30 protein-coding genes and 3 pseudogenes are annotated in these 26,136 nt (G+C 71.7%); 10 read left to right on the top strand and 23 right to left on the bottom strand.

Going from position 1 to position 26,136, the window contains the following annotated elements:
• Positions 1-315: an ArsR/SmtB family transcription factor gene (locus ACZ4VL_RS19635; protein WP_468201312.1), complete on the bottom strand. Its 315-nt coding sequence runs from the start codon at positions 313-315 to the stop codon at positions 1-3.
• A 103-nt stretch (positions 316-418) separates the two neighbouring features.
• Between ACZ4VL_RS19635 and ACZ4VL_RS19630 the strand changes: the two genes are divergently transcribed.
• Positions 419-838: an arsenate reductase ArsC gene (locus tag ACZ4VL_RS19630; RefSeq protein WP_468201309.1), complete on the top strand. Its 420-nt coding sequence runs from the start codon at positions 419-421 to the stop codon at positions 836-838.
• Positions 839-981: 143 nt separating this feature from the next.
• Here ACZ4VL_RS19630 and ACZ4VL_RS19625 read toward each other — a convergent pair.
• The 5 genes and pseudogenes from ACZ4VL_RS19625 to ACZ4VL_RS19605 form a co-directional block, all read right to left on the bottom strand.
• Positions 982-1,170 (bottom strand): annotated as a pseudogene (locus ACZ4VL_RS19625) (HNH endonuclease); the annotation flags it as partial.
• 278 nt (positions 1,171-1,448) lie between these two features.
• Positions 1,449-1,952 (bottom strand): flavodoxin domain-containing protein, encoded by a 504-nt coding sequence (locus tag ACZ4VL_RS19620; RefSeq protein ID WP_468201306.1) that lies wholly within the window; start codon positions 1,950-1,952, stop codon positions 1,449-1,451.
• Complete coding sequence (locus ACZ4VL_RS19615) at positions 1,949-2,404, bottom strand: Hsp20/alpha crystallin family protein (protein WP_468201303.1); 456 nt, start codon at positions 2,402-2,404, stop codon at positions 1,949-1,951. Before ACZ4VL_RS19615 ends, ACZ4VL_RS19620 begins: the two co-directional genes overlap by 4 nt.
• A gap of 305 nt (positions 2,405-2,709) precedes the next feature.
• Entirely contained in the window at positions 2,710-3,117 is a 408-nt protein-coding gene (locus tag ACZ4VL_RS19610) for a pyridoxamine 5'-phosphate oxidase family protein (RefSeq protein WP_468201300.1), read from the bottom strand.
• A 125-nt stretch (positions 3,118-3,242) separates the two neighbouring features.
• Complete coding sequence (locus tag ACZ4VL_RS19605; protein ID WP_468201297.1) at positions 3,243-3,479, bottom strand: SHOCT domain-containing protein; 237 nt, start codon at positions 3,477-3,479, stop codon at positions 3,243-3,245.
• A 222-nt stretch (positions 3,480-3,701) separates the two neighbouring features.
• Here ACZ4VL_RS19605 and ACZ4VL_RS19600 point away from each other — a divergent pair, with 222 nt between their 5' ends.
• On the top strand, positions 3,702-4,169 hold the full coding sequence (locus ACZ4VL_RS19600; protein WP_468201295.1) for a Crp/Fnr family transcriptional regulator: 468 nt from the start codon (positions 3,702-3,704) through the stop codon (positions 4,167-4,169).
• Between the two features lie 289 nt (positions 4,170-4,458).
• On the opposite strand, the pseudogene ACZ4VL_RS19595 reads toward ACZ4VL_RS19600, so the two are convergent.
• From ACZ4VL_RS19595 to ACZ4VL_RS19580, 4 genes and pseudogenes are all read right to left on the bottom strand, one after another.
• Positions 4,459-4,641: pseudogene (locus ACZ4VL_RS19595) on the bottom strand (DUF1918 domain-containing protein); the annotation flags it as partial.
• Between the two features lie 35 nt (positions 4,642-4,676).
• Positions 4,677-7,253 (bottom strand): cation-translocating P-type ATPase, encoded by a 2,577-nt coding sequence (locus ACZ4VL_RS19590; protein WP_468201292.1) that lies wholly within the window; start codon positions 7,251-7,253, stop codon positions 4,677-4,679.
• 7 nt (positions 7,254-7,260) lie between these two features.
• Positions 7,261-8,121, bottom strand: coding sequence for a universal stress protein (locus ACZ4VL_RS19585; protein ID WP_468201289.1), 861 nt, complete (start codon positions 8,119-8,121; stop codon positions 7,261-7,263).
• Positions 8,118-9,026: a universal stress protein gene (locus ACZ4VL_RS19580; RefSeq protein ID WP_468201286.1), complete on the bottom strand. Its 909-nt coding sequence runs from the start codon at positions 9,024-9,026 to the stop codon at positions 8,118-8,120. Before ACZ4VL_RS19580 ends, ACZ4VL_RS19585 begins: the two co-directional genes overlap by 4 nt.
• A 260-nt stretch (positions 9,027-9,286) precedes the next feature.
• Between ACZ4VL_RS19580 and ACZ4VL_RS19575 the strand changes: the two genes are divergently transcribed.
• The 5 genes from ACZ4VL_RS19575 (at position 9,287) to ACZ4VL_RS19555 (ending at position 13,056) form a co-directional block, all read left to right on the top strand.
• The gene (locus tag ACZ4VL_RS19575) at positions 9,287-9,955 is read left to right on the top strand and encodes a CBS domain-containing protein (RefSeq protein WP_468201283.1); all 669 of its coding nucleotides are present in this window, start codon (positions 9,287-9,289) and stop codon (positions 9,953-9,955) included.
• A gap of 29 nt (positions 9,956-9,984) precedes the next feature.
• Positions 9,985-10,836, top strand: coding sequence for a universal stress protein (locus ACZ4VL_RS19570; RefSeq protein ID WP_468201280.1), 852 nt, complete (start codon positions 9,985-9,987; stop codon positions 10,834-10,836).
• Between the two features lie 21 nt (positions 10,837-10,857).
• Positions 10,858-11,460 carry a CBS domain-containing protein gene (locus tag ACZ4VL_RS19565; RefSeq protein WP_468201277.1) on the top strand — a complete coding sequence of 201 codons (603 nt, stop codon included), beginning with the start codon at positions 10,858-10,860 and terminating at the stop codon, positions 11,458-11,460.
• Positions 11,461-11,473: 13 nt separating this feature from the next.
• The gene (locus ACZ4VL_RS19560) at positions 11,474-12,076 is read left to right on the top strand and encodes a CBS domain-containing protein (protein ID WP_468201275.1); all 603 of its coding nucleotides are present in this window, start codon (positions 11,474-11,476) and stop codon (positions 12,074-12,076) included.
• 101 nt (positions 12,077-12,177) lie between these two features.
• Entirely contained in the window at positions 12,178-13,056 is an 879-nt protein-coding gene (locus ACZ4VL_RS19555) for a universal stress protein (RefSeq protein ID WP_468201273.1), read from the top strand.
• A gap of 90 nt (positions 13,057-13,146) precedes the next feature.
• Here ACZ4VL_RS19555 and ACZ4VL_RS19550 read toward each other — a convergent pair whose 3' ends face one another.
• The 7 genes from ACZ4VL_RS19550 to ACZ4VL_RS19520 all read right to left on the bottom strand — a co-directional run bounded on the left by ACZ4VL_RS19550 (position 13,147) and on the right by ACZ4VL_RS19520 (position 20,928).
• On the bottom strand, positions 13,147-15,819 hold the full coding sequence (locus tag ACZ4VL_RS19550) for a cation-translocating P-type ATPase (protein ID WP_468201271.1): 2,673 nt from the start codon (positions 15,817-15,819) through the stop codon (positions 13,147-13,149).
• On the bottom strand, positions 15,812-16,408 hold the full coding sequence (locus ACZ4VL_RS19545) for an Rv1733c family protein (protein ID WP_468201268.1): 597 nt from the start codon (positions 16,406-16,408) through the stop codon (positions 15,812-15,814). Before ACZ4VL_RS19545 ends, ACZ4VL_RS19550 begins: the two co-directional genes overlap by 8 nt.
• A 41-nt stretch (positions 16,409-16,449) precedes the next feature.
• Positions 16,450-16,950: a flavodoxin domain-containing protein gene (locus ACZ4VL_RS19540; protein ID WP_468201265.1), complete on the bottom strand. Its 501-nt coding sequence runs from the start codon at positions 16,948-16,950 to the stop codon at positions 16,450-16,452.
• Between the two features lie 40 nt (positions 16,951-16,990).
• Positions 16,991-17,200, bottom strand: a complete 210-nt coding sequence (locus ACZ4VL_RS19535; protein ID WP_468201261.1) for a hypothetical protein — start codon at positions 17,198-17,200, stop codon at positions 16,991-16,993.
• A 120-nt stretch (positions 17,201-17,320) separates the two neighbouring features.
• Positions 17,321-17,755, bottom strand: a complete 435-nt coding sequence (locus ACZ4VL_RS19530) for a universal stress protein (RefSeq protein ID WP_468201259.1) — start codon at positions 17,753-17,755, stop codon at positions 17,321-17,323.
• An 85-nt stretch (positions 17,756-17,840) separates the two neighbouring features.
• Positions 17,841-20,240, bottom strand: coding sequence for a glycoside hydrolase family 65 protein (locus ACZ4VL_RS19525; protein WP_468201257.1), 2,400 nt, complete (start codon positions 20,238-20,240; stop codon positions 17,841-17,843).
• Positions 20,241-20,376: 136 nt separating this feature from the next.
• On the bottom strand, positions 20,377-20,928 hold the full coding sequence (locus ACZ4VL_RS19520; RefSeq protein WP_468201256.1) for a helix-turn-helix domain-containing protein: 552 nt from the start codon (positions 20,926-20,928) through the stop codon (positions 20,377-20,379).
• A 566-nt stretch (positions 20,929-21,494) separates the two neighbouring features.
• Here ACZ4VL_RS19520 and ACZ4VL_RS19515 point away from each other — a divergent pair.
• Positions 21,495-22,148: a CBS domain-containing protein gene (locus ACZ4VL_RS19515; protein ID WP_468201253.1), complete on the top strand. Its 654-nt coding sequence runs from the start codon at positions 21,495-21,497 to the stop codon at positions 22,146-22,148.
• A gap of 3 nt (positions 22,149-22,151) precedes the next feature.
• Here ACZ4VL_RS19515 and ACZ4VL_RS19510 read toward each other — a convergent pair whose 3' ends face one another.
• The 3 genes and pseudogenes from ACZ4VL_RS19510 to ACZ4VL_RS19500 all read right to left on the bottom strand — a co-directional run.
• Positions 22,152-22,301 (bottom strand): hypothetical protein, encoded by a 150-nt coding sequence (locus tag ACZ4VL_RS19510; RefSeq protein WP_468201250.1) that lies wholly within the window; start codon positions 22,299-22,301, stop codon positions 22,152-22,154.
• Positions 22,295-22,627, bottom strand: a complete 333-nt coding sequence (locus tag ACZ4VL_RS19505) for an OsmC family protein (protein WP_468201247.1) — start codon at positions 22,625-22,627, stop codon at positions 22,295-22,297. The genes ACZ4VL_RS19510 and ACZ4VL_RS19505 overlap by 7 nt, the downstream gene beginning before the upstream one ends.
• 147 nt (positions 22,628-22,774) lie before the next feature.
• A pseudogene (locus ACZ4VL_RS19500) lies at positions 22,775-23,137 on the bottom strand (P-loop nucleotide/nucleoside kinase family protein); the annotation flags it as partial.
• 43 nt (positions 23,138-23,180) lie between these two features.
• On the opposite strand from ACZ4VL_RS19500, the gene ACZ4VL_RS19495 reads away from it, so the two are divergent.
• Positions 23,181-23,579: a hypothetical protein gene (locus ACZ4VL_RS19495; protein ID WP_468201244.1), complete on the top strand. Its 399-nt coding sequence runs from the start codon at positions 23,181-23,183 to the stop codon at positions 23,577-23,579.
• Between the two features lie 564 nt (positions 23,580-24,143).
• On the opposite strand, the gene ACZ4VL_RS19490 is transcribed toward ACZ4VL_RS19495, so the two are convergent.
• The 3 genes from ACZ4VL_RS19490 to ACZ4VL_RS19480 all read right to left on the bottom strand — a co-directional run bounded on the left by ACZ4VL_RS19490 (position 24,144) and on the right by ACZ4VL_RS19480 (position 25,593).
• Positions 24,144-24,314, bottom strand: a complete 171-nt coding sequence (locus ACZ4VL_RS19490) for a hypothetical protein (RefSeq protein ID WP_468201242.1) — start codon at positions 24,312-24,314, stop codon at positions 24,144-24,146.
• Between the two features lie 100 nt (positions 24,315-24,414).
• Positions 24,415-25,146, bottom strand: coding sequence for a DUF2625 domain-containing protein (locus ACZ4VL_RS19485; RefSeq protein WP_468201239.1), 732 nt, complete (start codon positions 25,144-25,146; stop codon positions 24,415-24,417).
• A 33-nt stretch (positions 25,147-25,179) separates the two neighbouring features.
• Entirely contained in the window at positions 25,180-25,593 is a 414-nt protein-coding gene (locus ACZ4VL_RS19480; protein WP_468201237.1) for an erythromycin esterase family protein, read from the bottom strand.
• A 169-nt stretch (positions 25,594-25,762) separates the two neighbouring features.
• On the opposite strand from ACZ4VL_RS19480, the gene ACZ4VL_RS19475 reads away from it, so the two are divergent.
• Positions 25,763-26,065 carry a hypothetical protein gene (locus ACZ4VL_RS19475; protein WP_468201235.1) on the top strand — a complete coding sequence of 101 codons (303 nt, stop codon included), beginning with the start codon at positions 25,763-25,765 and terminating at the stop codon, positions 26,063-26,065.
• Positions 26,066-26,136: the final 71 nt, after the last annotated feature.

The following is a 26,136-nucleotide window of genomic DNA, read 5'->3' as shown; positions in this document are numbered from 1 at the left end:
TCAGGGGCAGGACCGCTTGAGGTTCGCGTCCGCGGTGGCACGCGCGGCCTTGGCGAGGTCGGCGAACTGACCGGCGAGCGTTTCGACGACCTCCGGGCGCAGGCGGTAGTAGGTGAACCTCCCGCACGGCTCCGTGTCCACGACCCCGGCCTCGCGCAGCACCTTCAGGTGGTTGGAGAGGTTCGTCTGCCTGGCACCCGTCTCCTCCACGAGGTGGGTGGCGCACAGCGTCTCCCGCGCGAGGAGAGTCACGATCTGGAGCCTGAGCGGGTCGGCCAGAACCCGGATCAGATCAGTGTCGACTGACGTCATCATCCGCTGATACTGTCACATCACTGAGGACTGATACCAGCCCTGGCTGACGTCCCGCCGACCGCCGCCGTGCCGCAGCCGCGCCTGTCACCCCAAGGAAGAGCCGATGCCCGCGAACCCGCTCGCGTCCGTCCTGTTCGTCTGCATCCACAACGCCGGCCGCTCCCAGATGGCCGCCGGCTTCCTGCGCCACCTCGCCGGCGACCGCGTCGAGGTCCGCTCCGCCGGCTCCATGCCCGGCCACCAGATCAACCCCTCCGCAGTCGCCGCCATGGCCGAGCTCGGCATCGACATCTCCGACCAGACCCCCAAGGTCCTGACCCCCGAAGCCGCGCAGGCGTCGGACTACATCATCACCATGGGCTGCGGCGACGCCTGCCCCTACTTCCCCGGCAAGACCTACCTCGACTGGCAGCTCGAAGACCCCGCCGGACAGGGCGTCGAAGCCGTCCGCCCCATCCGCGACGAGATCAAGACCCTCGTCGAGGGCCTGATCGCCGAGATCGACGCGACGCAGCAGGCGTAAGCGGAACACCGCCCGGCCGGGGCACACGCCCCGCGGGCCGCGCAGCTGGCCACGGCCGGCCGTGGCCAGCGCCGCATTCACACCACGGGCTGGACGCTCCCGCCGCGTCCGGGCCAACCACCGCGCACGGTCACACCCAAGGACTACTCCTGTCCCAGCCAGCCGCGGTCCCGCTCCAGCTCGTCGACCGCCAGGCCCCAGCGCAGGTTCGTCGCGGTCCACTCCGCGCCGTACCGGCACAACACCTCCGGCGACGGCGGCAACCGCTCGGCCGGGTCCTGGTCGGCCTTGCTGCGGTTCGAGCGGGCCGTGACCGCCACCAGCTGGGAAGCCCTGAGCGACGAGGACGACCAGGACACCGGCCGCCCACGGCTCTTCCGCCTCTGCGTCGACGCGCGCACCACTGCAGCATCCGCTCGCCCTCCGGCGCTCCCCGCACCTGGCGGCAGTCTCCGGAACCGGCCACCCGCCGGGACCTCTGGCGCCTCGCACAGGGTGGAACTCGCCGGCGACCGCGATCGCGGTCGGGGTGCTCGTGTACGCGGTGGCGCCTCGGGCCCGTACCCCATCTGGGGGATGGGGTACGGCGACGTGACGGGCGGTCGGCCGCTCAGGCAGCCGCGGTGAGTTCGCTGCTGATGTGATGGGCCCAGGTCTGGATCCGCTCCGGGTTCCGAAAGTCGCCGCGCGTGCCGTGACGGACCATCGCCTTGGCGATGAAGCCCGGCGTGGCCGCGGTGATGCTGCCTCCGAAGGTGATGTGTTCCCGTGCACCGAGCCGTTCCATCTGCCGGGCCACCGCCGGCACCGGCGGGATCTCGCGCTGTTCCGCGGAACTGTCGACCGGTCCGCTGCTGAACAGCCAGACCGGACGGTGCCTGAGGTAGTGCTCGTTGCGTTCCGCGCAGTGCAGGGCCTTGCCATTCCAGCGGCCCGCGTACAGGGATCCGCCGAGGACGACGGCGTCGAAGCCTCGGACGTCGTCCACGTCGTCCGCCGGGAGCACCACGGCGTCGAGCCCGTCCTCGCGGAGGGTCCTGCCGATCTCCGCCGCGATTCCCGCGGTCGCGCCGTGCTTGCTCCCGTAGGCGACCAGGACCCTCTTGGCCGTCATGGTGTTTCCCCTGTCTCCCCGGCCCGGGGGCGCTTGACGGGAATGCTGCGGCGGCCTGCGGGGGGTTCGGGCTCCATCGGGACACGGATCGTCAGGATGCCGTCCTCGTAGGCGGCTTCGACTCCCTCGGCGGGGATCCGGCCGGGCAGGCGGACGCTGCGGCGGAAGGAGCCGTAGCGGAACTCGGAGTGCTCCTTGTCCTCCGTGCTCTCGCTGTGCTCCGCGTTCACGATGAGCATGTCGCCGTCGACAGCGATCTCGATGTCCTCGGGGTCGACGCCGGGCAGCTCGGCGCGGAGCGTGTAGATTCCGCTACTGCTGGTCACCTCGATTGCGATCGGGTGGGCGCTGAGAGCCGGCCGCCACATCGGGAAGCGCGGGAAGTCGGCTCCGAACCAGTCCGTGAGGTCGGGGAAGAGGCTGCGCCTCCGCTCCATCTGCGTGCCTGACATGGGGTGCTCCTGGGTTCCCGGCGCCCCGTGACGGGCGCCTCCTGTGGGTTCTGTCTCCACTGTCGTTTCTCCCCCTGACGGTCCGCTTGGGCCTGTCGGGGCAGGGGGCGGGCCCGTTCGGCCCCACCTGGGAGCTGCAGGAAGGAACGGACCAGATGGTGAACCACAACGCGGGCCGCGCCCGCACGGTGCAGGTCACCACGGACGACACCCGCATGTGCGCCCAGGCTCCGGCACCGGCCGCCCGCGGACACGGTTCGCCCTGATCGGGTCGCGTTTCGCAGGCCAGGTGCGGGCGGTCGGGGCTACGCCCCGCCCTCACGGATCCGGAAGCCGGTGACGAGGCCGGGGGTGATCCGGATGGCGCTCGAGAAAGTACCGTCGACCCAGGGCCGAAGGAGGTGCGCGTAGCGTTCCAGTTCGATCGGGTCGGTCACGGCGGTGGCGTAGCCGGTGGCCACGACGCTCCAGCCGACATGGGTGTCGGGATCGATGGTGTCGGCCTCATAGGCGACGACCACGCCCGAGTCCGCCTGCGCTTCGATCAGGGCCGTCAGCATCGATCGGTCGTCGGGGCGAATGATGATGTCGCCGTCGTCGAGCAGGTGATTGACGGGGCGTACGGCAGGCAGAGCCTGCCGGGTGAAGACGACGCGGCCCAGTCCCACTCTGCCGAGCAGTTCCAGTGCAGCTTCGGCGGTCAGCTCTTCCACCCGCCTCCCCGACACTACAGCCACCGGCGGAGTCACGGCGCTGCTGAGCGGTTGGCTCTCCATCGTCGACACCTCTCGGTCGGGCAGGCGGGCCGTCGGCACTCGGGCCGCACGCGGTGGGCATGTCACATCCGGCCGGGGGCATGGCTGCGGAGCACCGCGAGCCGCCGCTCGTACTCCTCGTCGTCGATCTCGCCCCGGGCAAGACGTTCAGCGAGGAGTCCCTCGACTTCCCTACTGTTGTTTCCGGTGTGCGGGCCGGATGCTGACCGGCCGCCCCTGCCGTCGCCCTTGAGGGCACGGACCACGAGGACGGCCGCTGTGATGATCAGCGCCCAGACGACCAGCGTGGTGAGGGGCATGGCAAGCCATCCCCAGGCGCCCATGCCATAACCGTTCCAGTACATCTCGCACCTGCCGGGTCGACGGGACCGGCGGCCATGCTCAGGCCGTCCGCTCCCAGCGTCTCGCGGGGCGCATACCCGGGCATGGGCCGTTCGGGCCCGGGTGGGGACCAGAGGGCCCAAGCCAGGAACGAGACGCCTCGCCAAGACTGAAGACGGGCTCGAACCAGGAGGCAGTCCATGAGCACCACGTCCCCCACCCGTATCGCCGCGGCACTGCCCGCCGACTGCCGTACCCGCCTCATGGAGATGGCCCGAGAGGTGAATTTCACCGAAGGGACCCGTCTCTTCCGCGAGGGCGGCCACGCCGACCGGTTCTGGATCGTCCGGTCCGGCACCGTGACCCTCGACCTCCACGTGCCGGGTCGGCGCGCGGCCGTCATCGAAAGCCTTGGCATCGGACAGTTGGTCGGCTGCTCGTGGCTGTTCAAGCCGTATACGTGGCGTCTGGGCGCCGAGGCCATGACTCCCGTACGGGCGTACGAATTCGACGCGGCGCGCATACGTGAGCTGATGGAGTCCGATCCGCGTTTCGGTTCGGCCCTCGGTCACTGGGTCGGGGAGGTGCTCGCCCACCGGCTGCAAGCAGCCCGTGTCCGCCTGCTCGATCTGTACGCCCCCTACGGCAGCGGCAGCAGCCTCCTGTAAAGCCTGCCCAGCCGGTCAGGCGGGCGTCGGTCACACGGGTGCCGTGCACCGCCTCGCCCATCGAGGCCGCCTCCGGCAGGCCGACGCCGTCATCAACCACCGTGCCGGTCAGCACGCCGTCCGCCACGACGCCGGCAGTTCGCCGAGGATGCCGTGACCCATGCCGTGACCCGAGGATGCCGTGACCGGAGGGCACGTCGCCGATCTGCGGGCGGAACTCGGCGCTGACGTTGTCCAAGGTGGTCCCGGCAGGGCGGAGGTACCTCGTTCAGTGCGACCGGGTGTGGTACAGGTGCCGGACGTGGGCGTCGGGACCCGGGAAGAACACGGTCGTGCGGCCGGTGTCGGACCAGCGCACGTCGTACGGAGGGGTGCCGTCCTCGTGGTGCAGGGCAATGACTTCCCCGTCCCGGCCGGGCTTCCCGACGGTGGGACCGCCTACGACGATCTGGTCGCCGACCTCGGCGTGGATCCCGGGCCCGTGGTGTGGTGCGTACATGTTCATGATCAGGCCTTTCTGCGGAAGGCGCCCCTCAGGAGCCGGGCGGCGAGAAATGCTGCGAGGGCCGCGCCCGCAGCGAGTCCGGCACCGGTCCGGCCCACGGGCTCGGTTTCCAGTAGTGACTGCAGGGCCGGGATGTGCAGGGCGGCCAGCCCCAGTACGGCGGAGCCGGCCACGGAGGCGGGGAGGAAGATGTTCTTCGTGGTCAGCAGCCGGGCCCGCAGGCCGAGGGCCACACCCAGTTGAGCCGCCAGCAGGGAGAGGAAGAGCACGCTCTGCCAGGGGAGACCCGTGGTGCGGGCGGCGACGCCGGCGATCAGGCTGACCGCCGTCACGGCGGAGGCCAGGACGAGGAGGCGCTGCCACACGCCTGCGGCGAGGATGTGTTGGCCGGGCGGGCGGGGAGGGCGTCGCATGGCCTGCGGGGCGACGGGTTCGGCGCCCATGGCCACGCCCGTCAGGCCGTGGGTGAGGAGGTTGATCCACAGGATCTGTCCCGCCCGCAGGGGCAGCGGCAGACCGAGCAGCGGCCCGGTCAGCATCACGAGGATCTCTGCTGCCCCGCCGGCCATGGCGTAGACGAGGAAGCGGCGGATGTTGTCGTAGACCCGTCGGCCTTCCTCCACCGCCTTCACGACGGTGCCGAGCTCGTCGTCGGTGAGGACGAGGTCGGCGGCCTGGCGGGCCACCTCCGTGCCTCGGGCGCCCATGGCCACGCCGATGTCGGCCTGGCGCAGGGCGGGGCCGTCGTTGACGCCGTCCCCGGTCATGGCGGTGACGGCGCCGTGGGCCCGCCAGGCGTGGACGATGTCGAGTTTCTGCTGCGGGTCGGTGCGGGCGAAGACCCGTACGGCGGTCAGGTCGGTGTCGGGCGCGGCGACCAGCTCGGGTCCGGTGAGGACCTCGCCGGGCGTGTCGTCCTGGACGAGCCCGGTGCGGACGGCAATGGCACGGGCCGTCGCCGGGTGGTCGCCGGTGATCATAACGGGGATGATGCCCGCCCGTCGGCAGGCGGCAAGGGTCGTGGCGGCAGCGGCTTTCGGCGGGTCGCTGATGGCGATCAGGCCGAGCAGCCGCAGCTGCTGCTCGGCCTCGGCGGCCGGCAGCGGCTGCCAGATCCGCTCGGCGCCCGCTACGGCCAGGACGCGGAACCCCTGGCCGGCGAGGGCGGCGGCCCGCTCACGGGCCTGGTGTACGAGCTCGGGCGCCTCTGCGAGCACCGTGGGGGTCAGGACGGCTTCCGGCGCCCCTTTGAGGCAGACCAGCACGTTCCCGTCGGGGAGGTGGTGCAGGGTGGTCATCCGTTTGCGCAGGCTGTCGAAGGGAGCTTCGGCGATCCGGGGGCAGAGCCGGTGCAGTTCGGCCGGGTCGGGGCAGGCCGCTTTGGCAGCGGCTGCCAGCAGTGCGGCTTCCATGGGGTCGCCCACTGCCGCCCAGGCGTCCGATCCGGTCGAGGGCGGCTTGAGGCTCGCGTCGTTGCACAGGGCCGCGGTGGTGAGCAGCTCCCGCACGGGCCGGGCCTCTTCGGGTGTCAGAGGGCGTCCGGCGCGGGTCAGGTCGCCGTGGGGCTCGTACCCGGTGCCGGACACGTCGGCGGTGCCGAGGGGTGTCCACAGGTGCTGGACGACCATGCGGCCTTCGGTGAGGGTGCCGGTCTTGTCCGTGGCCAGGACGCTCACCGACCCGAGGGTCTCCACTGCGGGCAGGCGGCGGACGAGGGCGCCCTTGGCCGCCATCCGGCGGGCCCCGAGGGCGAGCGCGAGGGTGACGACTGCCGGGAGGGATTCGGGCACTGCGGCGACGGCCAGGCTGATGGCGGTGACGGCCATCGTGCTCGGCGCGAGGCCGCGCACGAGTCCCAGGGCGAAGAACAGCGCGCACAGGGCGATGGTGACGGCCGCCAGGATGCGCCCGAGCGAGGCGAGCCGGCGCTGGAGCGGCGTCGGCTCGTGCCCCGTGCCGAGGAGGGCGGCGATCCGGCCGAGGGTGCTGGCGGTACCGGTGGCCATGGCGGTGGCGGTGCCCCGGCCGCGTACGACGACGGTGCCGGAGCTCACCGTGTCGTGAGGGGTCTTGTCGACGGGTTCGGACTCGCCGGTGAGCATGGACTCGTCCAGCAGGAGGGCGGAGGCCTGGGTGAGCTCGGCGTCCGCGGCGACGATGTCGCCCTCGCCGAGGAGCAGGGCGTCACCCGGAACCACGAGCGCCGCCGGTACTTCGTGGGGTGCACCGTCACGCAGCACGCGGGCGTGCGGGGCCGAGAGGGCGGAGAGCGCCGCGACGGCGCGGTCCGCTCGTACTTCCTGGGCCACGCCCACGGCGGTGTTGAAGACGATCACCAGCCCGATCACGACGGCGTCCGGGTGGTCCCCGATGGCGATGGTCAGGAGTGCGGCGCCGAGCAGGACCATGATCAGCGGGTCGCGCAACTGCGCCAGTACCCTCCGGTACACGGGCGTGGACGGGGGTGGTGTCACCTCGTTGCGACCGTACCTGGCCAGTCGGCGTTCGGCTTCGGCCCGCGTCAGCCCGGGCTGGGCCGGGGCGCAGCCGGGTAGTTCGTCGACGGTGCGGCTGGTCATGGCGGTTTCACACGTTCGGGACGGTGATCACCGGGCAGTGTGCCCGGTGCAGCAGGCCGTGCACGACGGATCCGAGCCGCATGCCCGTATAGCCGCCTCGGCCGCGCCGACCCACCACGACGGCCAGAGCGTGCTCGGCCGCCCGGGCCAGCTCCTCGACCGGGTGGCCGACCAGCACCTCGTGGGTGAGGCGCACGTCCGGGTACTTCTGCGACAGTCCTGCGGTGGTCTCGGCCAGTAGGGCTCGCTGGGCCTGGAGCGCGACTTCCTCGTCGTGCAGCAGGAAGACCGGTGGCTGCCACACGGAGACCGCCCGTACGGCCGCATCGCGCAGGTCGGCCTCGTCGAAGGCGAAGCCGAGCGCTGCGGCGGAGGAGGCGCTGCCGTCGATACCGACGACGATGTGCGGCGGCTGCTGGGTGATGTGTTCGGCGTCCCCCACGACGACGACCGGGCAGGTGGCCTGGGCGGTGACCGGGACGACGAGGGATCCGGCGGTGAACAGCTCTGCGGCCCGGTCGAGGTGCCGGGAGCCGAGCACGACCATGCGTGCGTGGAGTGCAGTCCCGGCGATGACGGGGGCCGGGTAGCCACTGCGCAGGTCGATGTCGACGGCCACCTCCGGATGCCGTTCCCGGACCCAGTCGCGGGCCCGTTCGAGTCGTTCGGTCCCTTCCCGTCGCAGGGCGGCCTGCCGGGGGGTGTCGTCGACGTGCTGGCTGTCGTGCCGGGGTGGCACCGCGAGTACCAGCCTCAGCGCGAACCGGCGTCGGTACGCCTCGTCGGCGGCCCAGGCCACGGGCAGGTGCCACGCCCTCACCGGGTCGATCCCGACGACGATGTCACGAGCCCCCTGGGGGCCGGTCATGTCCGGCTCCCGACGTCGTTTCCCGCGCGGGGGATGAGGAGCACGGGGCAGTATGCGTGGTGCAGGACGCTGTGCGTGGCCCTGCCCAGGTTGCGACCGAGCCCGAACGTCGTGGGTGCCCGGCGGCCGCCCATGACCAGCAGGTCGGCACGGCGGGACGCCTCGACCAGGACCCCGGCCACGGAGACGCTCTTCTCCGCGTCGGCCTGCACGACCAGGTCGGGGAACCCGTCGCGGACGGAGTCGACGACTGAGTTCAGGGCTTCGACGTGCTGCCCTGCGATCTCGTCGACGTCGTCGAGCATGCTGACGACGCTACCCGCGGACTGGATCATGTTCCACACGTGGAGCAGCCGCAGGGACGCCTTGCGCAGTTCGGCCTCCTGTGCCGCGTACAGGGCGCAGACGAGGTCGTCCTCGTCGCGGACGGCCGCGAGGACGGTACCGCGCTCCTCCGCCTCGTCGACGCCGCGGACCACGATGACCGGCGTTCTCGCACCCGCTGCCGTCCTGAGGCCGACGGAGCCGAGCATGAGGGAGTTGAAACCGCCCAGGCCCCGGTTGCCCACGACGATCGTGCCGTGCAGGCCGCCGGCCCGGTGCAGGGTGGTGACGGCGTCCGTGCGGCTGAACTCGGTGGTCACGTGCAGATCGGGGTACTCGGCGGTCACGGCCTTCGCCGTGTCGTCCAGGAGTTCCCGGCCGGCGGCACGAACCCTCTCGATGGTCTCCGACGACAGGTACAGGGCCCGACCGTCGGTGTCGGCGCCGTGGACGACGTGCAGGGGGCGGCCGCGGCGTACGGCCTCCCCGGCGGCCCACAGGGCAGCGCCGCGCGCCGGCCCGGAGCCGTCGACGCCGACGATGACCGAGCTGGTGTCCGGGGTACGCAGGGTGCTTTCCACGACTACTCCCGACCGAGGATCCGATGGGGTACACCACCCACGCTGACACCCGGTTCGGCACGTGGGGAGGGCCGCCCGGGACCGCCCCCGGGCCAAAGGTCCCCATCGCGTGGACTCGGCCGGTGCCCGCGGGCCAGGAGGCCCGTCCGGTCCCGGAACGGGACCGTTCGGCCCTCGATCACCGGAGGGGCACCGGTGGATGGTGGGAGGCGAACCCGCAGGCCGCCGGCCTCGCCCGACCCGTACGGCAGGGAGGCCTCATGAAACACCTCAAGGTGACCGACCTGATGACGGACGCGGTCGTCTCCGTGGCCCCGGGCACTCCTTTCAAGGAGATCGCGAAACTCCTCGCCGAGTACAACGTCTCCGGAGTCCCCGTCCTGGACGAGGAGGACCGGGTGGTGGGCGTCGTCTCGCAGACCGACCTGCTGGCCAGGACGGCCTCGGTCGCCCACTTCGAGGCGCAGGACGGTGGGACGGCGCGGACTCCCGCAGCGGGCGACGTCATGTCCGCGCCCGCGGTCACCGTCCGGGCCGAGGAGACGGCGGCTGAAGCCGCCAGGCTGATGACACGCCGCGGCATCGAGCGTCTGCCCGTCGTGGACGTGGAGGACCGGCTCGTCGGCATCATCACCCGCCGGGATCTGCTCCGTACGTTTCTGCGCCCGGATTCCGAGATACGGCGACGGGTCACCGACGAGGTCTTCACGGACGTCCCGGGTGTGACGGGCGGTGACGTCGAGGTGCACGTGGTGGACGGAATCGTCACCCTGGAGGGCCAGGTCGAGCGCCGGAGTCAGCTGCTCGCGCTCCGGAGCCTCATCGAGCGACTCGACGGCGTGGTCGCAGTGGCATCACACGTCACCGTCCGCACCGACGACACGGCGCCCACCCACACCAGCCGCTCACACCAGACGATGCACTGGTGACGACAGACCCTACGATGGAAGGTGCAGCCATGGAACAGCATGTGACCGTCGGGGTCTCCGGCTCCCCCGAGAGCCGCGCAGCGGCGCGCTGGGCCGCACAGGAAGCCGTCCTGCGGCAGGTCCCGCTGCGACTCGTCCACGCCGTCGACTGGCCCCTGGACCCGGTGCTCCCGGGTGTCGGCCGCCAGGACGTGGACCGTTGGGCGGACCAGGCGCTGACCGAGGCGGCACAGGAGCTGCAACAGCGCCATCCGCGCCTGGAGATCACGACCCGGTGCCCTACGGCCCGCCCGGCTGCCGCCCTCGCCGCCGAGGCCTCTGACGCCGCACTGCTGGTCCTGGGCTCGCACGGCCTGGGCGGGCTGGCCGGTTTCCTCGTCGGCTCGGTGGCGATGTCCGCCGTGGTCGCGACCGATACGCCCGTCGTCCTCGTCCGTGCGGCCGACGACACCGACGGTCCGGGCACCGGCTCGTCCGCGGAGATCGTCGTGGGCGTCGACATCCACGAGGCGTGCGACCGGGTGCTCGCCTTCGCCTTCGAAGAGGCGGACCGACGTGGATGCCCGCTGCGGGCCGTACACGGCTGGAAGATGCCGCCCGCCTGCGACCCCGACGACGAGCGGGACATCTGCAGCAGCGTCACGCGCATGGTCGATGAGATGCTGCTGCCCTGGCGGCACAAGTTCCCCGATGTGGACGCCACCCACAGCGTGTTCACGGGACCCGCGGGAGAAGGACTCGTCCGAACCTCACACGGGGCGGGACTGGTCGTGGTGGGGCGCCACCTGCGCCGCTCACCCCTCGGCGCGCACCTGGGCCCCGTCGCCCACGCGGTCCTGCACCACGCTGCCGCCCCGGTCGCCGTCATCGCCCACGACTGAGCCCTTGCCGGAGGAGGGACCATGAAGCACCTGCGCACCGTCGACGACGTCATGACACACGCCGTGATCTCCGTCGACCGCGGAACTGCGTTCAAGGACATCGTGGAAGCGCTGCGCATGTGGAACGTCAGCGCACTGCCCGTCCTCGCCGAGGACGGGCAGGTGGTGGGAGTCGTCTCCGAAGCAGACCTGCTGCTCACGGCACCAGACGCAGACGCGCACCGAGCGACCGACGCGGAGCGGCTGATGACCCGCCCGGCCGTGACCGTGACGAAGGGCGCGACGATCGAGGCCGCGGCACGCCTGATGGCGCGCTGCCACCTCAAGCGTCTGCCCGTGGTCGACGGCGACGGCCGCCTGGTCGGCGTCGTCAGCCGCAGCGACCTGCTGAAGGTGTACCTGCGCCCCGACGCGGACATAGGCGCCGAGATCCGCGAGCTGATCATGTACCAACTGATCCCGCGCGGCGACGCCGAGGTGCACGTCCACGTCGCGAACGGCATCGCCTACCTGCACGGATCCCTGCAGGATCCCACGCTGGAAGACGTCGTCGTCCGCGCGACCGGTACCGTCCCGGGCGTCGTGGACGTCAGGGCCGACTTCACGGTCCCCACACCCGTGTGAGCGGGAGGCAGCCATGGGGCACCGCAGCGTCGCGGACCTGATGACCCCCACGGCCGTCACGGTGCGCCCCGCCACGGCGTTCAAGGAGATCGCCCGGCTCTTGCAGGAGTTCGACATCACCGCCGTGCCCGTCGTCGACGAGAGCGGGCGCGCGCTCGGTGTGGTGTCCGAAGCCGACCTGCTCCACCGGAGGACCGCGGCTGCCAAGCCGACGGCCGGGGACCTCATGACGAGCCCTGCTGTCACGGCCCGGCCGGACTGGAGCGTGGTCCGCGCGGCACGGGTAATGCAGCGGCACGGCGTCAAACGTCTACCGGTCGTCGATGCGGACGGGCGAGTGATCGGTGTGCTCAGCCGCAGCGACCTGATCCGGCTGTTCCTCCGCCGCGACCGTGCCATCCAGGAGGAGATCGTGGAGGACGTCCTCACCCATACGCTCAGCATCGCCCCTTCCTCGCTCACGGTTGATGTGGACGACGGGCTGGTGACCCTCAGCGGCACGGTGCCCCGGGCCGAACTGCTGCCGGTGGTCGTCCGCCTCTGTCAGAGCGTCGACGGAGTCGTGGACGTCGACAACAGACTGACCTGCGCCCCGGCTACCACCAACCATGCCTGAGAGTGCCGATCGGTACCCCGTGGGACCGATCGGTCCCACCGGGCACACCGCACGCAGCAGAGCCCGGAAGCAGCCGGGGATCCACCATCAGGAGGCACACCATGTCGAACCTCATCACGGTGGGCCTGGACGGGTCCGGCGCGGACCCGGCCACAGCCGACTGGGCGGCCGCGGAGGCCGAACTGCGCGGCGCCGACCTCGATCTCCTCCATGTCGAAGACTGGCCGCAGAACGCGCCCTTCGCCCTACCGCTCCCCGAATCCCGCCGACGCTGGACCGAGGACCTCCTGGCCCGCACCCGGGAGCGACTGACGCACGACCACCCCGCACTGGCCATCGCCACCCGCCGGATCGACGGACTCGCGACGGCCGATGCCCTCGCATCCGCCGCAGCGGACGCGGACCTCCTGGTGCTCGGCTCACGCCGGCTCGGCCCGATCGCCGGCTTCTTCGTCGGGTCCACCGCCTCTGACACCATCCCCAGGACCGACACACCCGTGGTCCTCGTGCGTGCGATCAAGAGCCCTGGCGGTTCGGCCGGACCGGTGGCCGGCGACGGGCCGGTCGTCGTCGGAGTGGACCTGCGCAGCAACTGCGACCGGCTGTTCGCCTTCGCCTGCGAGGAGGCCCGACGGCGGTCGTGCCCGCTCGTCGTCATCCACGGCTGGTCACCGCCGCCCATGTTCTCCTACGCTCCCGGCCTCGACCCCGGGGTCACGGACGAGATAGCCGACCGGCTCGAGGCCGCCCTGCGGGATCTGCTGAGTCCGTGGGAACGGAAGTACCCCGGGCTCGCCGTCACCCCTCGCGCCGTCATCGGCCAACCCGCAGTCCAGATCCTGGAAGCGGCATCCGGTGCGGCACTCGTCGTCGTCGGCCGACGCATCCGCCGTTCGGCACTCGGCACCCACATCGGCCCCCTCACTCACGCGGTGATGCACCACGCCTCCTCCCCAGTCGCCGTCGTCGCACACGACTGAGGGCACGGCCACCCACAGACGGTCATCTGTCCCGACTGCGGACGCCCGGTCCTCCGTCGGCCCCCGCTGTGTCGATGTCCTGCGGTGTCGTCAGGGGCGCCGGCGGTGGCGGCGGGCCCAGCGGCGGATTTCGTCGGTTCCCCAGACCAGCGGCGGGAAGGCCGCGATGAGGAGGACGACGTCAGGTGGCAGGGCCGCGGTGCCGAACAGGTGCTGCAGGGGAGGTGCGTAGACGAGTGCTGCGGTGAAGGCGATCTCGAAGGCGATGCCGGCGAGCAGCAGGGGGTTGCTGAAGAGGCCGATGTCGCGCAGGGCCGCGTGGTCGGTGCGCGCGGCGATGGCCGAACCCACCTGGCAGGTGACGATGCCGGCGAAGGTGGCGGTGGTCGCGGTCAGGTAGGCGTGGTGCAGCGGGGCTCCCGGCCCGGTCGGGTCGCCGGGGTGCCATCCTGCGCGCCAGAGGGCGTAGAAGAACGCTGTCATGACCAGGGCGGCGGAGACGGTGCCGAGCCAGCCCCAGCTGCGGATCAGCATGTCCTTGTTGATCACCCCTTGGGAGCTGGGGCGGGGCGGCCGGCTCATGACGCCCGGTTCGGCCCGCTCGCGGCCGAGGGCGAGGGCGGGCAGCGTCTCGGTACCGAGGTCGATTGCGAGGATCTGGAGCACGGTCAGGGGCAGCGGAACGGCGCCGCCGCAAAGGGCGAACACGAGGAAGGGGACGACCTCGGGGGTGAGGTGGGCGAAGATGTAGACGATGAACTTGCGGACGTTGTCGTAGACCCGTCGGCCGGATTCGATCGCGGTGACGATGGTGGCGAAGTTGTCGTCGGTCAGCACCATGGTTGCTGCCTCGCGGGCCACGTCCGTGCCCGATCGACCCATGGCCACGCCTATGTGGGCACGGTGCAGGGCCGGAGCGTCGTTCACGCCGTCGCCGGTCATGGCGACGATCTGCCCGTGGACCCGCAGGGCGTCGGCCACCTTCAACTTCGTCTCGGGTGAGGATCGTGCGAAGACGACCTCGGTGTCGTGCTGCCGCAGGAGGTGGTCGAGTTGATGGTCGTCGACCGCCTCGGACTGGGCGACCACATGCAGCTGCGGCACGCCGATGCCGACGGCGCGCGCGATCGCAGCGGCCGTGGTGCCGCTGTCGCCGGTGACGATGTGCACGGTGAGGCCCGCCTCGTGGCAGCGCCGTACCGCGGCCGCGACTTCCGGACACGGCGGATCGTAGAGGGCGACCAACCCGAGCAGGTGCAGTTCCCGTTCTGCCTCCTGACGCCGCAGCGGGCTGTCGGCGCCGGCCGGCAGGTCTCGCACGGCGACGGCCAGCACCCTCATGCCGTCCGCGGCCAGGACCTCGGCAGCGTCCTGTGCCTGCCGGGTCGGCTCCCCGCCGGCCAGCAGCGGCAGGACGGATTCAGGGGCGCCCTTGGCGATGACGCGCAGGCCGCGGTGGTCCGAGGCGTGAACCACCGACATCCGGCGCAGGCGGGGGTCGAAGCGGAAGCAGGACCGCCGGCGGGCGTCCCGGTCGGCCGGGTCCACGGGCACGGCCTGCTGCGCAGCTCCGTCGACCAAGGCGATCTCGGTCGGGTCGCCGTGCAGCCGACCGTCGGTCTCGCGGGTGACGGTGGTGCACAACGCGGCCGCGCGGACGAGCTCGCCGTTCCAGGGCCCGCTCTCCGTGAGGTGTTCCGGCGTCCACAGGGCGTGCACTCTCATCTCGTTCTGCGTGAGGGTGCCGGTCTTGTCGGTGCAGATGACATTGGTGGAACCCAGGGTCTCCACGGCGCTCAGGCGCTTGATCACCGCCCCCTGCCGGGCCAGGACCCGGACGCCGACGGCGAGGGCGAGCGTGATGGTGGGCAGCAGCCCTTCGGGCACGTTGGCCACGAGCAGGCCGATCGCGAACATCAGCGAGTCGGCCAGGGGCAGGCCGACCGCCACACCGGTCACGAGGAAAACCGCTGCCATGGCGACGGCGACCGCCGTGATGAGCCAGGCGACCTTCTTGACCTGTCTCTCCAGCGGGCTCGGCTCGCGGCGGGTGCGCTGGCTGAGGGCGGCGATGCGACCGAGCTCGGTGTGGTCGCCCGTGGCGAAGACGATCGCCCGGGCCTGGCCCTCGATGGCGGTCGTGCCGCTGAAGACGAGGTTGGGCTCCTGGAGCAACGAAACGCCCTGCTGTCCGGGCCCGGCGAGGCGTTCGACGGGCGTGGACTCGCCGGTCAGCATGGAGAGGTCGGCTTCGATGCCCCCCTCGGTGAGACGGGCGTCGGCGGGAACCCGGCCGCCCTCGTCCAGCAAGACGAGGTCGCCGGGGACCAGGTCGCGGGCCGGGACGTGCTGGGGCCGCCCGTCGCGGACCACTTCCGCCTGTGCGGGCAGGTAGCGTGCCAGCGTCTCAACGGCCTTCTCGGCCTGACGTTCCTGGACCAGGGCGAAGCCGGCGTTGACGAGGACGACCGCGATGATCGCCCAGGCGAGAACGTCGATGGCGGCGGCGAACGCGAGGGCGGCAGCCGCCCACAGGAGCAGGGCCAGCGGATGGACGAGTTGGCGCAGGAGTTCCCGCAGGACGCTCGTGCGTGCGGTACGGCGCACCTCGTTGGGGCCGTACACGGCCAGGCGGCGGTCCGCCTCCCGGCTCGACAGGCCCAGCGGACCGGTGTGCAGTTCGCGACGCAGCTGAGGGAGGGGCTCCAGGGGATCGGGGATGGTGTCGGGTGGCAGGTCCCGGCCGGCTGCGGTTTCAGTCATCGTCGGCCCCCTGGCCGGGGCGGAGCCGACCGGACCAGAGGGGTTCGACGTCTTCCCACTCGGTTTCCCAGGCCCGCGCGCTGCGCGCGTCGACGGCCCGGAGGCTTACGCGGACCAGGGCGCCGGCCGCGAGCACGATGCCGAAGAGCACACCCGTGCCCATGCCGACGGCGTTCATCGCCACGTCGTGGGGACGGGGAGGGGCCGGGGCCGCGTCGCCCTCGTCGTCCACCCACACGCGGACGGTGTCGCCCTTGCGTGTGTCGGCCTGAACGGGGACGGCCTGGGTGTGCGCGCGAACGGAAGGGTAAACCCAGGTGGCCGGGGCCACGGTGACGGGCGATCGGCCCGGCCGGGTTTCTGCCAGGTGCGTCGTGTCACCGGTCGTGGTCGCCGTTGTGGAGTGGCGGTGGCGGGCGGTCTCCGCGGCGGCGCGGCCGCCGTCGGACCAGACGGCCCGGCCCACGGCCACACCGCAGATCACGGCCAGCAGGCAGGCCAGCGCGAAAGCGACGTGCAGGCTGGTGCGGGTACGGTCCGCGTCGGTCCTGAGCGGGCTGGTCGCCTTCCCTGTCGTCCGGTGGTGCATGGCGCGCCTCCGCGTGGTCTGCTGCGGGCCGGGCCGCGCGGTCAGGCGGCGGCGAGCTCGGCGCTGATGTGGTGGGCCCAACCCCGAATGCGTTCGGGGTTTCGGTAGTCGCCCCCCTTGCCCTGGTGGAGCAGTGAGCGGGCGAGGAATCCGGGGGTGCGGGCCGTGACGCTGCCGCCGAAGGTCTTGTGCTCCCGTGCGCCGATCAGTTGCATCTGCCGGGCGACGGCGGGTACCGGGGGGATGTCTCGCTCCTCGGCGGAGCGGTCGAGCGGGCCGCTGCTGAACAGCCAGACCGGGCGGTGGCGCAGGGAGTCGGCGTTGCGTTCCGCACAGCGCGTGGCCTTGCCGCTCCAGCGCCCGGCGTAGAGGGCGCCACCGAGGACGACCGCGTCGTAGTCGCGGACGTCCTGGACGTCGCTGGCGGGTACTACGACGGTGTCGAGGCCGTCCTCACGGAGGGTCTTGCCGATCTGCTCGGCGATGCCTGCGGTGGCACCGTGCCTGGTGCCGTAGGCGACCAGGACCTTCTTCGTGGTCATGGCGGGCCTCCTTGTCTCCTCCGGACGGCTGATGCCACTGTCACGCGGTCGGCGGCGGCTCCACATGGGTCGGACGGTTCCCGCCCGGGACCATTCGGCCCTCCCCGGGCCTGCGCTCCTCGGCCGCCGCCCCGTGCCGCTTGACGGCGACGAAGCTGTCCGGGGCCACGGAGACGGTGTCGATCCCGACCTCCACGAGGAAGGCGGCTGAGGCAGGGGCGTCGCTGGGACACCGACCGCACAGGCTCACCGGACGCCCGACTGCCTGCGCGCGGGGGACGAGGCCCCGGATGAGACCGGAGGCCTTCGCCGGCCCTCTCGAGTGGCGTCCGGGTTCCACGCTCGGTTTCAGGGCCCGCACCACGTCGTATCAGGGCCGGACGATGGCGACCGGGCACGGCGCGTGGCGCGCCACTTGCTGGCTCACCGAACCGAGCAGGGCCCGGCGGAAGCCGCCACGGCCGCGGCTGCCCACGACCAGCAGGTCGGCACCATCGGCCGCGTCCACCAGCACCTCGACCGTGTGGCCGTGTACCAGGCGTTCGTGCACGCGGGAGGCGCCGCCCTCGCCGAGGACCGTGCGGACCTCCTCGACCAGACGCCGCTCGGCCTCCTCCATGTCGAACGTGTCGTCCACGACCGGAGTCGGCCACGATGCCTCACCGGGAAGCTCCCATGCCATGATCGCATCCACTGTTCCAGCTACGAGGCCGGCATACCGGACGGCCCAGCCCAGTGCGGCTCGGGACGAGGGGGATCCGTCGACGCCCACGACGATCCGTGGAGCCTGTTGCCGCCTGTCCATACCACTTCGCCTTCCTGCGTTCCGCACGTCCACGACGTGCGCTTCGCGGTTGAATGGCCACACGCAATACCGGCGACTTCCCCTCTCAGCGTTTCGGCAGGTGAAACCACCGTTCCTGGCCTGCGGCAACGCTCTCGTGCCGGTCGCCGGGCAGCACCAGGGGGACCGGGCCGAGGAGCGATGGCGGGACACGGATCCCCAGTCGGCCCGGCCGGAACCGGATGCGGATGTCCCGGTGCCCGAGGTACGAGAGCGAGAACGCGGAGCCGGATATCTCGGGGAGTGACACGGGGGCGACGTGCAGCCCGTCAACGCCTGGGGCGAGTCCGACGATGCCGCGCTCGACGAGGTCGAGGGTGCCGGCCATGGCGCCCAGGTGGATGCCCTCGCCGGTGGTGCCGCCCTGGACGTCGGTGATGTCGCCGAGCAGGGCTTCCCGGTAGAACCGCCAGGCATCCGGGCCCTGCTGTCGGGCGAGCACCCAGGCGTGGACGACGCTGCTGAGGGTCGAGCCGTGGCAGGTCCGCCGCAGGTAGTACGCCACCGTCCGCGCCCACAGCGCGTCGTCGAACGGGTAGCCGAGCCGGCTGAACAGCCCGGAGAGCTCCGCGGGGCGGAAGAGGTAGCCGAGCATGAGGGTGTCGGCCTGTTTGGAGGCCTGGTAGCGGTTGGGGGTGTCGCCCTCGGCCTCCAGGATGCGGTCCAGTCGCCGGATGTCGTGGTAACGGGCTCTGTACGCGGCCCAGTCGAGCTCGGCGAGGTCGCCGTAGCCGTGGAACTGGCTGATCACGTCGCGGTGGAAGGGCACGTACATGCGGTGCGAGAGCTCCTCCCAGGCTTCGGGGCCGTCCGCGTCGAGGTCGAGCCGTGCGCGGAGTTCGGCGCGCCGGGCCGCCGGGAGCCCGGCGTACAGGTCGAGGGCGCGGGCGAGCACCCAGGCCGCGGTGACGTTGGTGTACGCGTTGTCGTCGATGCCGGGGGCGGCGGCGTCCGGGTAGGCGTCGTGGTACTCGTCCGGGCCGACGACCCCGCGGATGCGGTAGCGGCCGAGGGCGGCGTCCCAGGTCGCGGCGCCGGCCCAGAAGTGGGCGACGTCCAGGAGGAGTTCGGCTCCGGGTCCGTGCATGAACCCGGTGTCGCCGGTGGCGAGCCCGTACTGCCACACGTTCCAGGCGACGGCCGAACCGACGTGGCGCTGGAGGTGGGAGTGGTCGGGCAGCCAGCGGCCGGAGCGGGGGTTGAGGTGCAGCCGTTGGGTCTCCTCGGCGCCGGAACTGCCGCTCTGCCAGGGGAACATCGCCCCTCGGGCGCCGGCCCGGCGGGCCGCTTCCCGGGCCGCGGGCAGCCGCCGGTGCCGGTACATCAGCAGCGCGCGTGCGGTCTCGGGGAAGTGCAGCGCGAGGTGGGGCAGGACGAACAGCTCGTCCCAGAAGACGTGGCCGCGGTACGCCTCCCCGTGCAGTCCCCGGGCGGGAACGCCGGCGTCGAGCTCGGCGGTGTGCGGGGAGAGGGTCTGCAGCACGTGGAAGGCGTGCAGGCGCAAGATCCGGCCGGTCTCATCGGCCGCCCTCAGCTCTCCTTCGCTCCACAGCCGATGCCAGGACGCCCGGTGGGACGCCAGCAACGACGCGAAGTCCGGGGCGCGGCCGGCATACTCGATGCTGCGCGGCCCGGGATCGGTGAGGGGACGGTCGAGCGAGGTGAACAGGGCGGCGGTCTTCACGATCGCGACCGGCTGCCCCCGTCTGATCGGCAGGTCGAACCTCTGAGTGGCGGTGGTGGCGGTGCACGCCCCGTCCACGGCAACAGGCGGGCGTGCCGAGATCCGGACCGCGAGCCCGATCCGTACGCGCGAGACGGCCGTGGCGCAGGACAGCCAGGCGGTGCCCTCCGCCTCCACCCCGGCCCCGTGCGGGATCAGGTGGCGTCCGGCCAGGGCTCGGTAGCGGTCCACGCCGGCGTTGGCGACGTCGCCGTCGAGCACCGCGGCGACCTCGATCCGGCCGCTCCAGCCGTACGCGCGGAAGACGGTGCGCTGTGCGGCGAGGTGCGGGTCGCCCATGTGGACGAGCCGGGTGTGGGTGACGGCGAGGCGGCGACCTGCGGCGTCGTGGAAGAGGGTGTGGCGGGTGAGCGTGCCGGCGCGCAGGTCCAGCGAGACGCGGTGGTGGCGCAGGGTCGGGTGGTCCGGGGTGAGCCAGTCGCCGGGCGGCGCGCCGTCGGGCAGGCAGCGGTAGCGCAGGCCGGTCCAGTCCGGCAGCCGGACCATGTCCTCGTTGGAGACGGTCCGTCCGGCGACGGTGGAGGCGAGGCGGTCGTAGCAGCCGGCGAGGTAGGTGGCCGGGTAGTGGACGGCGTCGGCGCTGCTCTCGGGAGCCGACCCGCGGGTGGCGAAGCGGCCGTTGCCGAGGGTGCACAGGGACTCGGCCAGCCGCTCCGTCTTGGGGTCGTAGCCGTGGTACTCCCATCGCCAGGACGTGTTCATGGCCGACCATCGTTGCGTGTGGCAGGTAGCCCGTCCACGTCACTCGGGACGAGACGGCGGCTGCCCGACTCGTCGTCGACGGGCGTGGCGGTACCCGCGTGCCGCGGGGCGGAGACGGCCGCACGCACGGCGTCCATCAGCCGTGCACCTCGCGGCGGCCGGTGAGCCTGACGGGTATGAGCTTGATCCAGCGGTGGTCGATCTCGAAGGCGGTCTCGGTGCCGGCTGCCCTGGCCGTGACGGCTTCCTCGGCGGTACGGAAGGCGAGGCCCTGGCCCGCCACGGGGTGGTTCGCCGGAAGAACGGTCGGCCCTTCGGGAAGGGGGACCGCGATGCGGTCCACCCCGCGCGTGTCCGGCAGCCGGCGGCATCCGGCATCGTCCAGTGTGACGAGCGCGGTGTGGCGCCGGGCGGCGGACCGGCCGGGAACCCGTTCGGCGCTCGCACCGGTCAGGTCGTCGACGGTGACGCCGAAGGCATCCGCTACCCGGACGAGGGTGCCGATCGACGGCGAGGCGGCGCGCTCCTCCGGGTAGGCGACGTACTGGGCGTCCACCCCGCACTGCCGGCCCAGCTCCTCGCGGGTCAGGCCGAGGGCTTCGCGGCGGGCGGCGAGGCGGCGGCCCAGGTCGGTGCGTCCGCGCGTCCCGCCGGACGAATGCGGTGGGGTTCGCTGGATGCTCTTCACGGTGATCACTACTCCTGGGGCGGCACGCCGACCGTGTCCCCCGCGGTCCGCCGGAAGTATCAACGCCAGGCTGTCCCGCCGTCCCCGCGTCGCGCTTGGGCCGGTCGGGCCCCGCCAGGGACCGGTCGGCCCCCTCGAATGCAGTCGAATGCGTGCCGCTCGTGAGCGCTCGCACCCGGAACCTCCTCGACTGCGGGCTCTTCCAGGGTGCCGCGGACCTGCGCCGCCGCAACTGGGCCAAGCCCGCGCCCGGGCCTGGTGGACGGCGGTCGTAACCGAATCCGGCGAGGCCCTCTCCCGGTCCGCCGGGGCGGGCCGGACGGTCCCGTGGCGTGCACCGCGAGGCCCTTCCGGTGCCCGTGGCCGTCGGGGCAGAGTGCAGGCACGTGGTCGGAGGCACACCATGAAGACCATGCACACGGTCCTCGTGGCGACGGCTCCGCAAGGCTGCGGGCCCCTGCTCGCCCCTCCCGCCGGCCGGATCGACTCGGCCCGCGCCCGGATCGTAGACCCGCCATACCCCGCCGCAGCGGAACCCACTCGTTCCCGCACGCTGAGGACCAGCCATGACCTACACCCCGTACACCGTCGCCGACGTCATGACCACCAAAGTCATCGCCGTCACCCCCGACACCGGCTTCAAGGACATCGCTGCAGCAATGGAACGGTGGAAGGTGACCGCCCTCCCCGTCGTCGAAGGCGAAGGTCGCGTCGTCGGCGTGGTCTCCGAGGCCGATCTCCTGCCCAAGGAGGAGTTCCACGAGCACCGCCCCGGCCTGATCGAGCAGATGCGCCGCCTCGGCGACACCGCCAAGGCCGGCTCGACCCGCGCCGAGGACCTCATGACCACCCCGGCCGTCACGATCCGCCCCGACGCCACGCTCCCCCAGGCTGCCCGCCTCATGGCCGGCCGGCACGTCAAACGCCTCCCGGTCGTCGACGCCGACGACACCCTCAAGGGCATCGTCAGCCGCGCCGACCTCCTCAAGGTCTTCCTCCGCTCCGACGAGGAGCTGACCGCTGAGATCCGCCAGAGTGTCGTGGAGCGCTTGTTCCCGCTCTCCCACGCAGCCGTCAGGGTCACCGTGTCACACGGCATTGCCACCCTGAGCGGTCCGGTGAACGACCGGGACCTGATCCCCATGGCCGAACGCCTCACCCACGCCGTCGAGGGCGTCGTCGACGTCCACTGCCGACTGGAGGCGCCCGCCGAGCCCTGAGATTCAGTCTGTGGCGGACCCCGACCGCGCCTCCAGCTCGATGCCGATCTCCGGCAGTTGCTGGAGCGTGTTGTGAACGGTGCAGTGTGAGGCCACGGCCAAGAGGCCGGCACGGCGCTCCTCGGGCAGTTCAGGGGGCGACACGATCAGCATGCGCACATGCGCACAGCGGCGACGCGGGCAGGGCGGTCGGTCGCCATGGTGAACTCCGTACGCACGCCCAGGCCCTTCCGGGGCAGGCCGTGGCGGTGCAGGTATCGACCTGCGGAGAAGGCGACGCAGGTCGCCAGCGCCGCAGCGAACAGCTCGGTGGGTGACGGCGCGCGGTCCGTCCCACCCGCGTCCAGAGGCTGGTCGGCCAGGAACCGGTGACCGCGGACGTCGACGGCGTAGACGTCGTTCTCGACGTGGGTGACGTCGAGCCGGTGCACTCCCCCGGACTGCCGCTCGGTGGTTCTCTCGGGTGCCGCGTCCGTCATGACAGCACCTCCGTCGCAGGACGGGACGCGCCGCTCCCGTCGGTTGCCACCGCTGTGGACCATTCGACCGCTTTCCGACTATAGGCCCCTGGGAGCGAGCCGACGGGACCCTGTCGGCTCCCAGGGAGCCGTCGCCGGCTTCCGGGCTCAGTCCGGCTCCATGAAGGGGCGGCGGAAGACCGGAGCCTGGCCGGTTCCCCATGGGCGAACGGCTGCCAGTGCCTGCACGACAGCGGCTTCGAGCGAACCGCTGGTGTCGATCGCGACGGCCTCCGCCCACGGCGGTTCTTTGGCCTCCATGGCCCTGGCAACGGCCAGGTCGGCGTCGGACGCGCCCGGGGTGCGGGGGGCGAGCCGGGCTTCGGACACGTTGTCGGGAACCTGGCAGTGGAGTGCCACGAGGTCGGCTTCGGCACGTTCGGCCACGCGGAGGGCAGCTTCGCGCTGGCCCGCATCGGACCAGGTGGCGTCCAGTACGACCGACTCGCCGGAGGACAGCAGGGCCGCCGCGCTAGCAGCCTGGCCAGCGGCGGGCGGAATGCTGGTGTACGCCGTGCTGAAGGCGTACATGGCGGTACGGGGCGAGATCGGCATGCCAGGCAGTCCGGCGCCCGCGTCGGTGCAGGACCGGTTCGACCATCCGGCGCTGGCCCAGGCCGGCAACGCGGCACTGGGCGTCGTCGCGGCGCTGGTGGTATGGGCGACCGTGGCCCGCTGGGCCGCCCGGTTTCCGCGCTGGACGCTGCTGGGAGGCCTCGTGCTCGGCTTGCTGCTGCAGGCGCTGGGAGCGGCAGTCACCAGTTTGCAGGTCCCGTTGCCGTTGTCCTGGCGCTACCAGCGCTGGTCGTTGTCGCCGCCCTGCCTCCGCGAGGATTTCCTCAAGGACCTCGGACCAGGAGGTGTGCTCCGGCACCTCAAAGAGCTTGCCGACGAGCTCACTGATCAGTTCTGATTCCCGGGTGTAGCCGCTACCGCCGTCCTCCTCCCAGACGTCAATGGTGATGGCCAGGCCGCCCGTCCCGGCCGCCACCGGCCGATCCCACAAGGTCTCCGGGCGGAAGAAGTGGTGCTCCCCGGCGTCGACGTTCTCGAAGACCCCGGACTCGTGGGTGGTGGTGCTGCGGGTGTCGGTACAGCCGAAGCCGAAGTAGACCTCGTCGCTGGCCGACAGCTCCGTCGACTCCTTGTCGCAGAAGAAGTCGTTCGCCCAGAAGACGGTCCGCGGATACTCGTCCCCCCGCTGCACGGCAGGCGCCACGGGCGCGTTCTCGGGGTGGTAGACCGTCATGCCCCAGCCGGCCCGGCCCGCGGCCTTGACCGCCGGGTCACCGAGAGCAGACCGGTCCGGCTCGCTGGGCATCTGCCGCCCGGGGACGGGCGGCTCGACGATCCGGACACTGGGCATGGCCAGGCGGTCCCGCGCCATCGCGGGAACGTCGCGCGTGAAGTCCTCCCACCCGTAGCCGGTCTCCGGCGTCAGGCGGGCGGCGGAGTCGGGAAACGCGCGTGCCCGCTTCTACGGCGAGGCATCGGCGAAGATCCGCCCGTACTCAGCCAGGTGCTCATCGCCGTGGCCCGCGCGGCGGAACACATCGACGTACACCTGCTCCAGCTCCGTCAGCTCCCTGTCCTGACCAAAACGCGCGAACGCGTTCAGGCCTACGGCAACCATGGGGTTCGCCGACAACTCCTCCGGGTTTCGCCGCCCTACTGCACCCGCAGAACCTCGGCCCGGTCCCCCGACCTCCTGGCCTTCGCCTGCATACCAGGACCGACAGCGAAGCCAGTCACACGTCGCCCAGGAACCCAGGATCGGACGGCCCCATCTGCCGGGCGAAGTCCGCCGCGACCCCGAGCACCTCCCGCATCGGTACAGGCTGCCGACTCGTGGCGGCGAGATCGGCGTGAGCTTCCTCGGACCACAGGAAGGGATACACGGAAAGACCCTGCCCGAAGGCCAGGGCCGCGGCCTCTTCACGCCAGCCGGGCCAGCGCATGCCGTCGTAGAACGTCTCCAGCCTGCCCGAGAGCACCCAGGCAACCCACCCGGAGTGGCCCAGCTCCATCGCCTCCCACTCCAGAGTGTCGGGAGCGAAGTACGTCATCTGGCCAGGTGCCCCGGGACGGCCAGCGGCGGCGGGATCGCCACCGTTCAACGCGAAGACCCCTCCGACAATGTCTTGGCCGACGACAAGACCCGTCTCGGGAAGCCAGCCAGGTTCGAGGTCCGTGGGAAAGCGGTTGACCTGCGCCAGACTCGGGAGTCGCCCATCCGCGACCGAACCCGAACCCCCGCCGAACACTCGCAGCCACCCGTTGTCCACGAGCAACCCCCCGGTGTTCAATGCCAGCGCACCCAGCATCGATCGCGCGCTGACCTGCATCTGCAGAACGCAGCGACGGCCCTCGTTGACGTCTACGGGCAGCACCTGAACCGGCACGGAGCTCTCCCTGACGATCCCCTGCAGCTCCGGCCACGCCGGGTCATCCACATTGACCAGCTCATCAATCCCTCGCATCCGACGATGATCGCACCTTTCGGTATCGCCTCATCATGTGGGCTCGACCGCTCGCATAGACGCTGTTCCTGCTGGTGGCGGCTCTACGGGGAAGGCGATCGATTCCTTGAACGGAGGGCGGGCCAGGAGGCAGTGGTGGAATTGGCCGAGCATCCGGTCGAACAGGTGTCGCAGGGCCTGCACGTGCCAGTCTCCTCCTGCCCAGCGGCGCCGGTAGGGGGCGTCCGCGCCAGCGGAGCCGCTGAGGGAGGCGAAGGCCCATAGGTGGCCGACGTGGGTGAGCAACGTCTTGGGCTGCACGGAGGTGAACTCGGGAAGGGCGTTGACGGTGCCACGCCCGAAGGTCAGGCCGATGTTGACGTAGTCCGTACCGAAGCGGCGGCGCAGGTGCGCGCCCGCGGGTTCGGGCGCCGCAGAGAGGCGCACGGTGAGAACGCCTGCGGACACCTATGGCCCCACCTGCCCTCAACATCAGCAGGAGCCGAGCAGCCGTAACAGACAGCCACCGCAGCTCCAGCCCGTGCGGCCGCCGGGAGCAGTCAGCAACCGTCGTACGCGGACACGGTCACCCGCTGACAACCAACCACCGCCATCACCCCACCCGTTCACACGCATCTTGCCGACGGCCAGCAAAACGGCACAGCAGTCAACCGACCTGCGCCGCCGCAACCAGACGGACTACGCCGCAGGGTGGGCCGGTGTGGCTCTGGGCGGGGCGGCGGTGGCGGTGTGCGTGCTGCTCGCGCGGCGGCTGCGCGGCCGGCACGGCTTCCGGCTCGGGGAGACCTGGCCGGGAGTGCTCGCCGGCACCACCGTGTGGTTCAGCGTGCTGGCGATCCCCCTGGAGCTGCTCCAGTTGTACGGGGGGGTACTCGGCCGCCGCGTCGGGGATCAACCTAGGGCCTGTGTGATGTCGTGATCATTCGGCGGTCTTCAGGAGGTCGTCGATCCAGATCATTGCGGCGCGGAGGTGGAGGCCGGCGAGGTAGC

The sequence above is a fragment of the Streptomyces sp. NPDC029014 genome (assembly GCF_055564695.1).
The sequence above is the reverse complement of the archived record's forward strand: the minus strand, read 5'-3'. Positions and strand labels throughout refer to the sequence as shown.

What these genes read in the sequence shown, in the direction of transcription:
- ACZ4VL_RS19485 (WP_468201239.1), bottom strand. Translation starts at nt 25,146, where the DNA reads ATGCGAGGGATTGATGAGCTGGTCAATGTGGATGACCCGGCGTGGCCG.
- ACZ4VL_RS19545 (WP_468201268.1), bottom strand. Translation starts at nt 16,408, where the DNA reads ATGCACCACCGGACGACAGGGAAGGCGACCAGCCCGCTCAGGACCGAC.
- ACZ4VL_RS19590 (WP_468201292.1), bottom strand. Translation starts at nt 7,253, where the DNA reads ATGACCAGCCGCACCGTCGACGAACTACCCGGCTGCGCCCCGGCCCAG.
- ACZ4VL_RS19530 (WP_468201259.1), bottom strand. Translation starts at nt 17,755, where the DNA reads ATGGACAGGCGGCAACAGGCTCCACGGATCGTCGTGGGCGTCGACGGA.
- ACZ4VL_RS19550 (WP_468201271.1), bottom strand. Translation starts at nt 15,819, where the DNA reads ATGACTGAAACCGCAGCCGGCCGGGACCTGCCACCCGACACCATCCCC.
- ACZ4VL_RS19515 (WP_468201253.1), top strand. Translation starts at nt 21,495, where the DNA reads ATGACCTACACCCCGTACACCGTCGCCGACGTCATGACCACCAAAGTC.
- ACZ4VL_RS19635 (WP_468201312.1), bottom strand. Translation starts at nt 315, where the DNA reads ATGATGACGTCAGTCGACACTGATCTGATCCGGGTTCTGGCCGACCCG.
- ACZ4VL_RS19505 (WP_468201247.1), bottom strand. Translation starts at nt 22,627, where the DNA reads ATGACGGACGCGGCACCCGAGAGAACCACCGAGCGGCAGTCCGGGGGA.
- ACZ4VL_RS19555 (WP_468201273.1), top strand. Translation starts at nt 12,178, where the DNA reads ATGTCGAACCTCATCACGGTGGGCCTGGACGGGTCCGGCGCGGACCCG.
- ACZ4VL_RS19575 (WP_468201283.1), top strand. Translation starts at nt 9,287, where the DNA reads ATGAAACACCTCAAGGTGACCGACCTGATGACGGACGCGGTCGTCTCC.
- ACZ4VL_RS19570 (WP_468201280.1), top strand. Translation starts at nt 9,985, where the DNA reads ATGGAACAGCATGTGACCGTCGGGGTCTCCGGCTCCCCCGAGAGCCGC.
- ACZ4VL_RS19630 (WP_468201309.1), top strand. Translation starts at nt 419, where the DNA reads ATGCCCGCGAACCCGCTCGCGTCCGTCCTGTTCGTCTGCATCCACAAC.
- ACZ4VL_RS19605 (WP_468201297.1), bottom strand. Translation starts at nt 3,479, where the DNA reads ATGCCCCTCACCACGCTGGTCGTCTGGGCGCTGATCATCACAGCGGCC.
- ACZ4VL_RS19600 (WP_468201295.1), top strand. Translation starts at nt 3,702, where the DNA reads ATGAGCACCACGTCCCCCACCCGTATCGCCGCGGCACTGCCCGCCGAC.
- ACZ4VL_RS19510 (WP_468201250.1), bottom strand. Translation starts at nt 22,301, where the DNA reads ATGCTGATCGTGTCGCCCCCTGAACTGCCCGAGGAGCGCCGTGCCGGC.
- ACZ4VL_RS19620 (WP_468201306.1), bottom strand. Translation starts at nt 1,952, where the DNA reads ATGACGGCCAAGAGGGTCCTGGTCGCCTACGGGAGCAAGCACGGCGCG.
- ACZ4VL_RS19615 (WP_468201303.1), bottom strand. Translation starts at nt 2,404, where the DNA reads ATGTCAGGCACGCAGATGGAGCGGAGGCGCAGCCTCTTCCCCGACCTC.
- ACZ4VL_RS19525 (WP_468201257.1), bottom strand. Translation starts at nt 20,240, where the DNA reads ATGAACACGTCCTGGCGATGGGAGTACCACGGCTACGACCCCAAGACG.
- ACZ4VL_RS19585 (WP_468201289.1), bottom strand. Translation starts at nt 8,121, where the DNA reads ATGACCGGCCCCCAGGGGGCTCGTGACATCGTCGTCGGGATCGACCCG.
- ACZ4VL_RS19540 (WP_468201265.1), bottom strand. Translation starts at nt 16,950, where the DNA reads ATGACCACGAAGAAGGTCCTGGTCGCCTACGGCACCAGGCACGGTGCC.
- ACZ4VL_RS19560 (WP_468201275.1), top strand. Translation starts at nt 11,474, where the DNA reads ATGGGGCACCGCAGCGTCGCGGACCTGATGACCCCCACGGCCGTCACG.
- ACZ4VL_RS19565 (WP_468201277.1), top strand. Translation starts at nt 10,858, where the DNA reads ATGAAGCACCTGCGCACCGTCGACGACGTCATGACACACGCCGTGATC.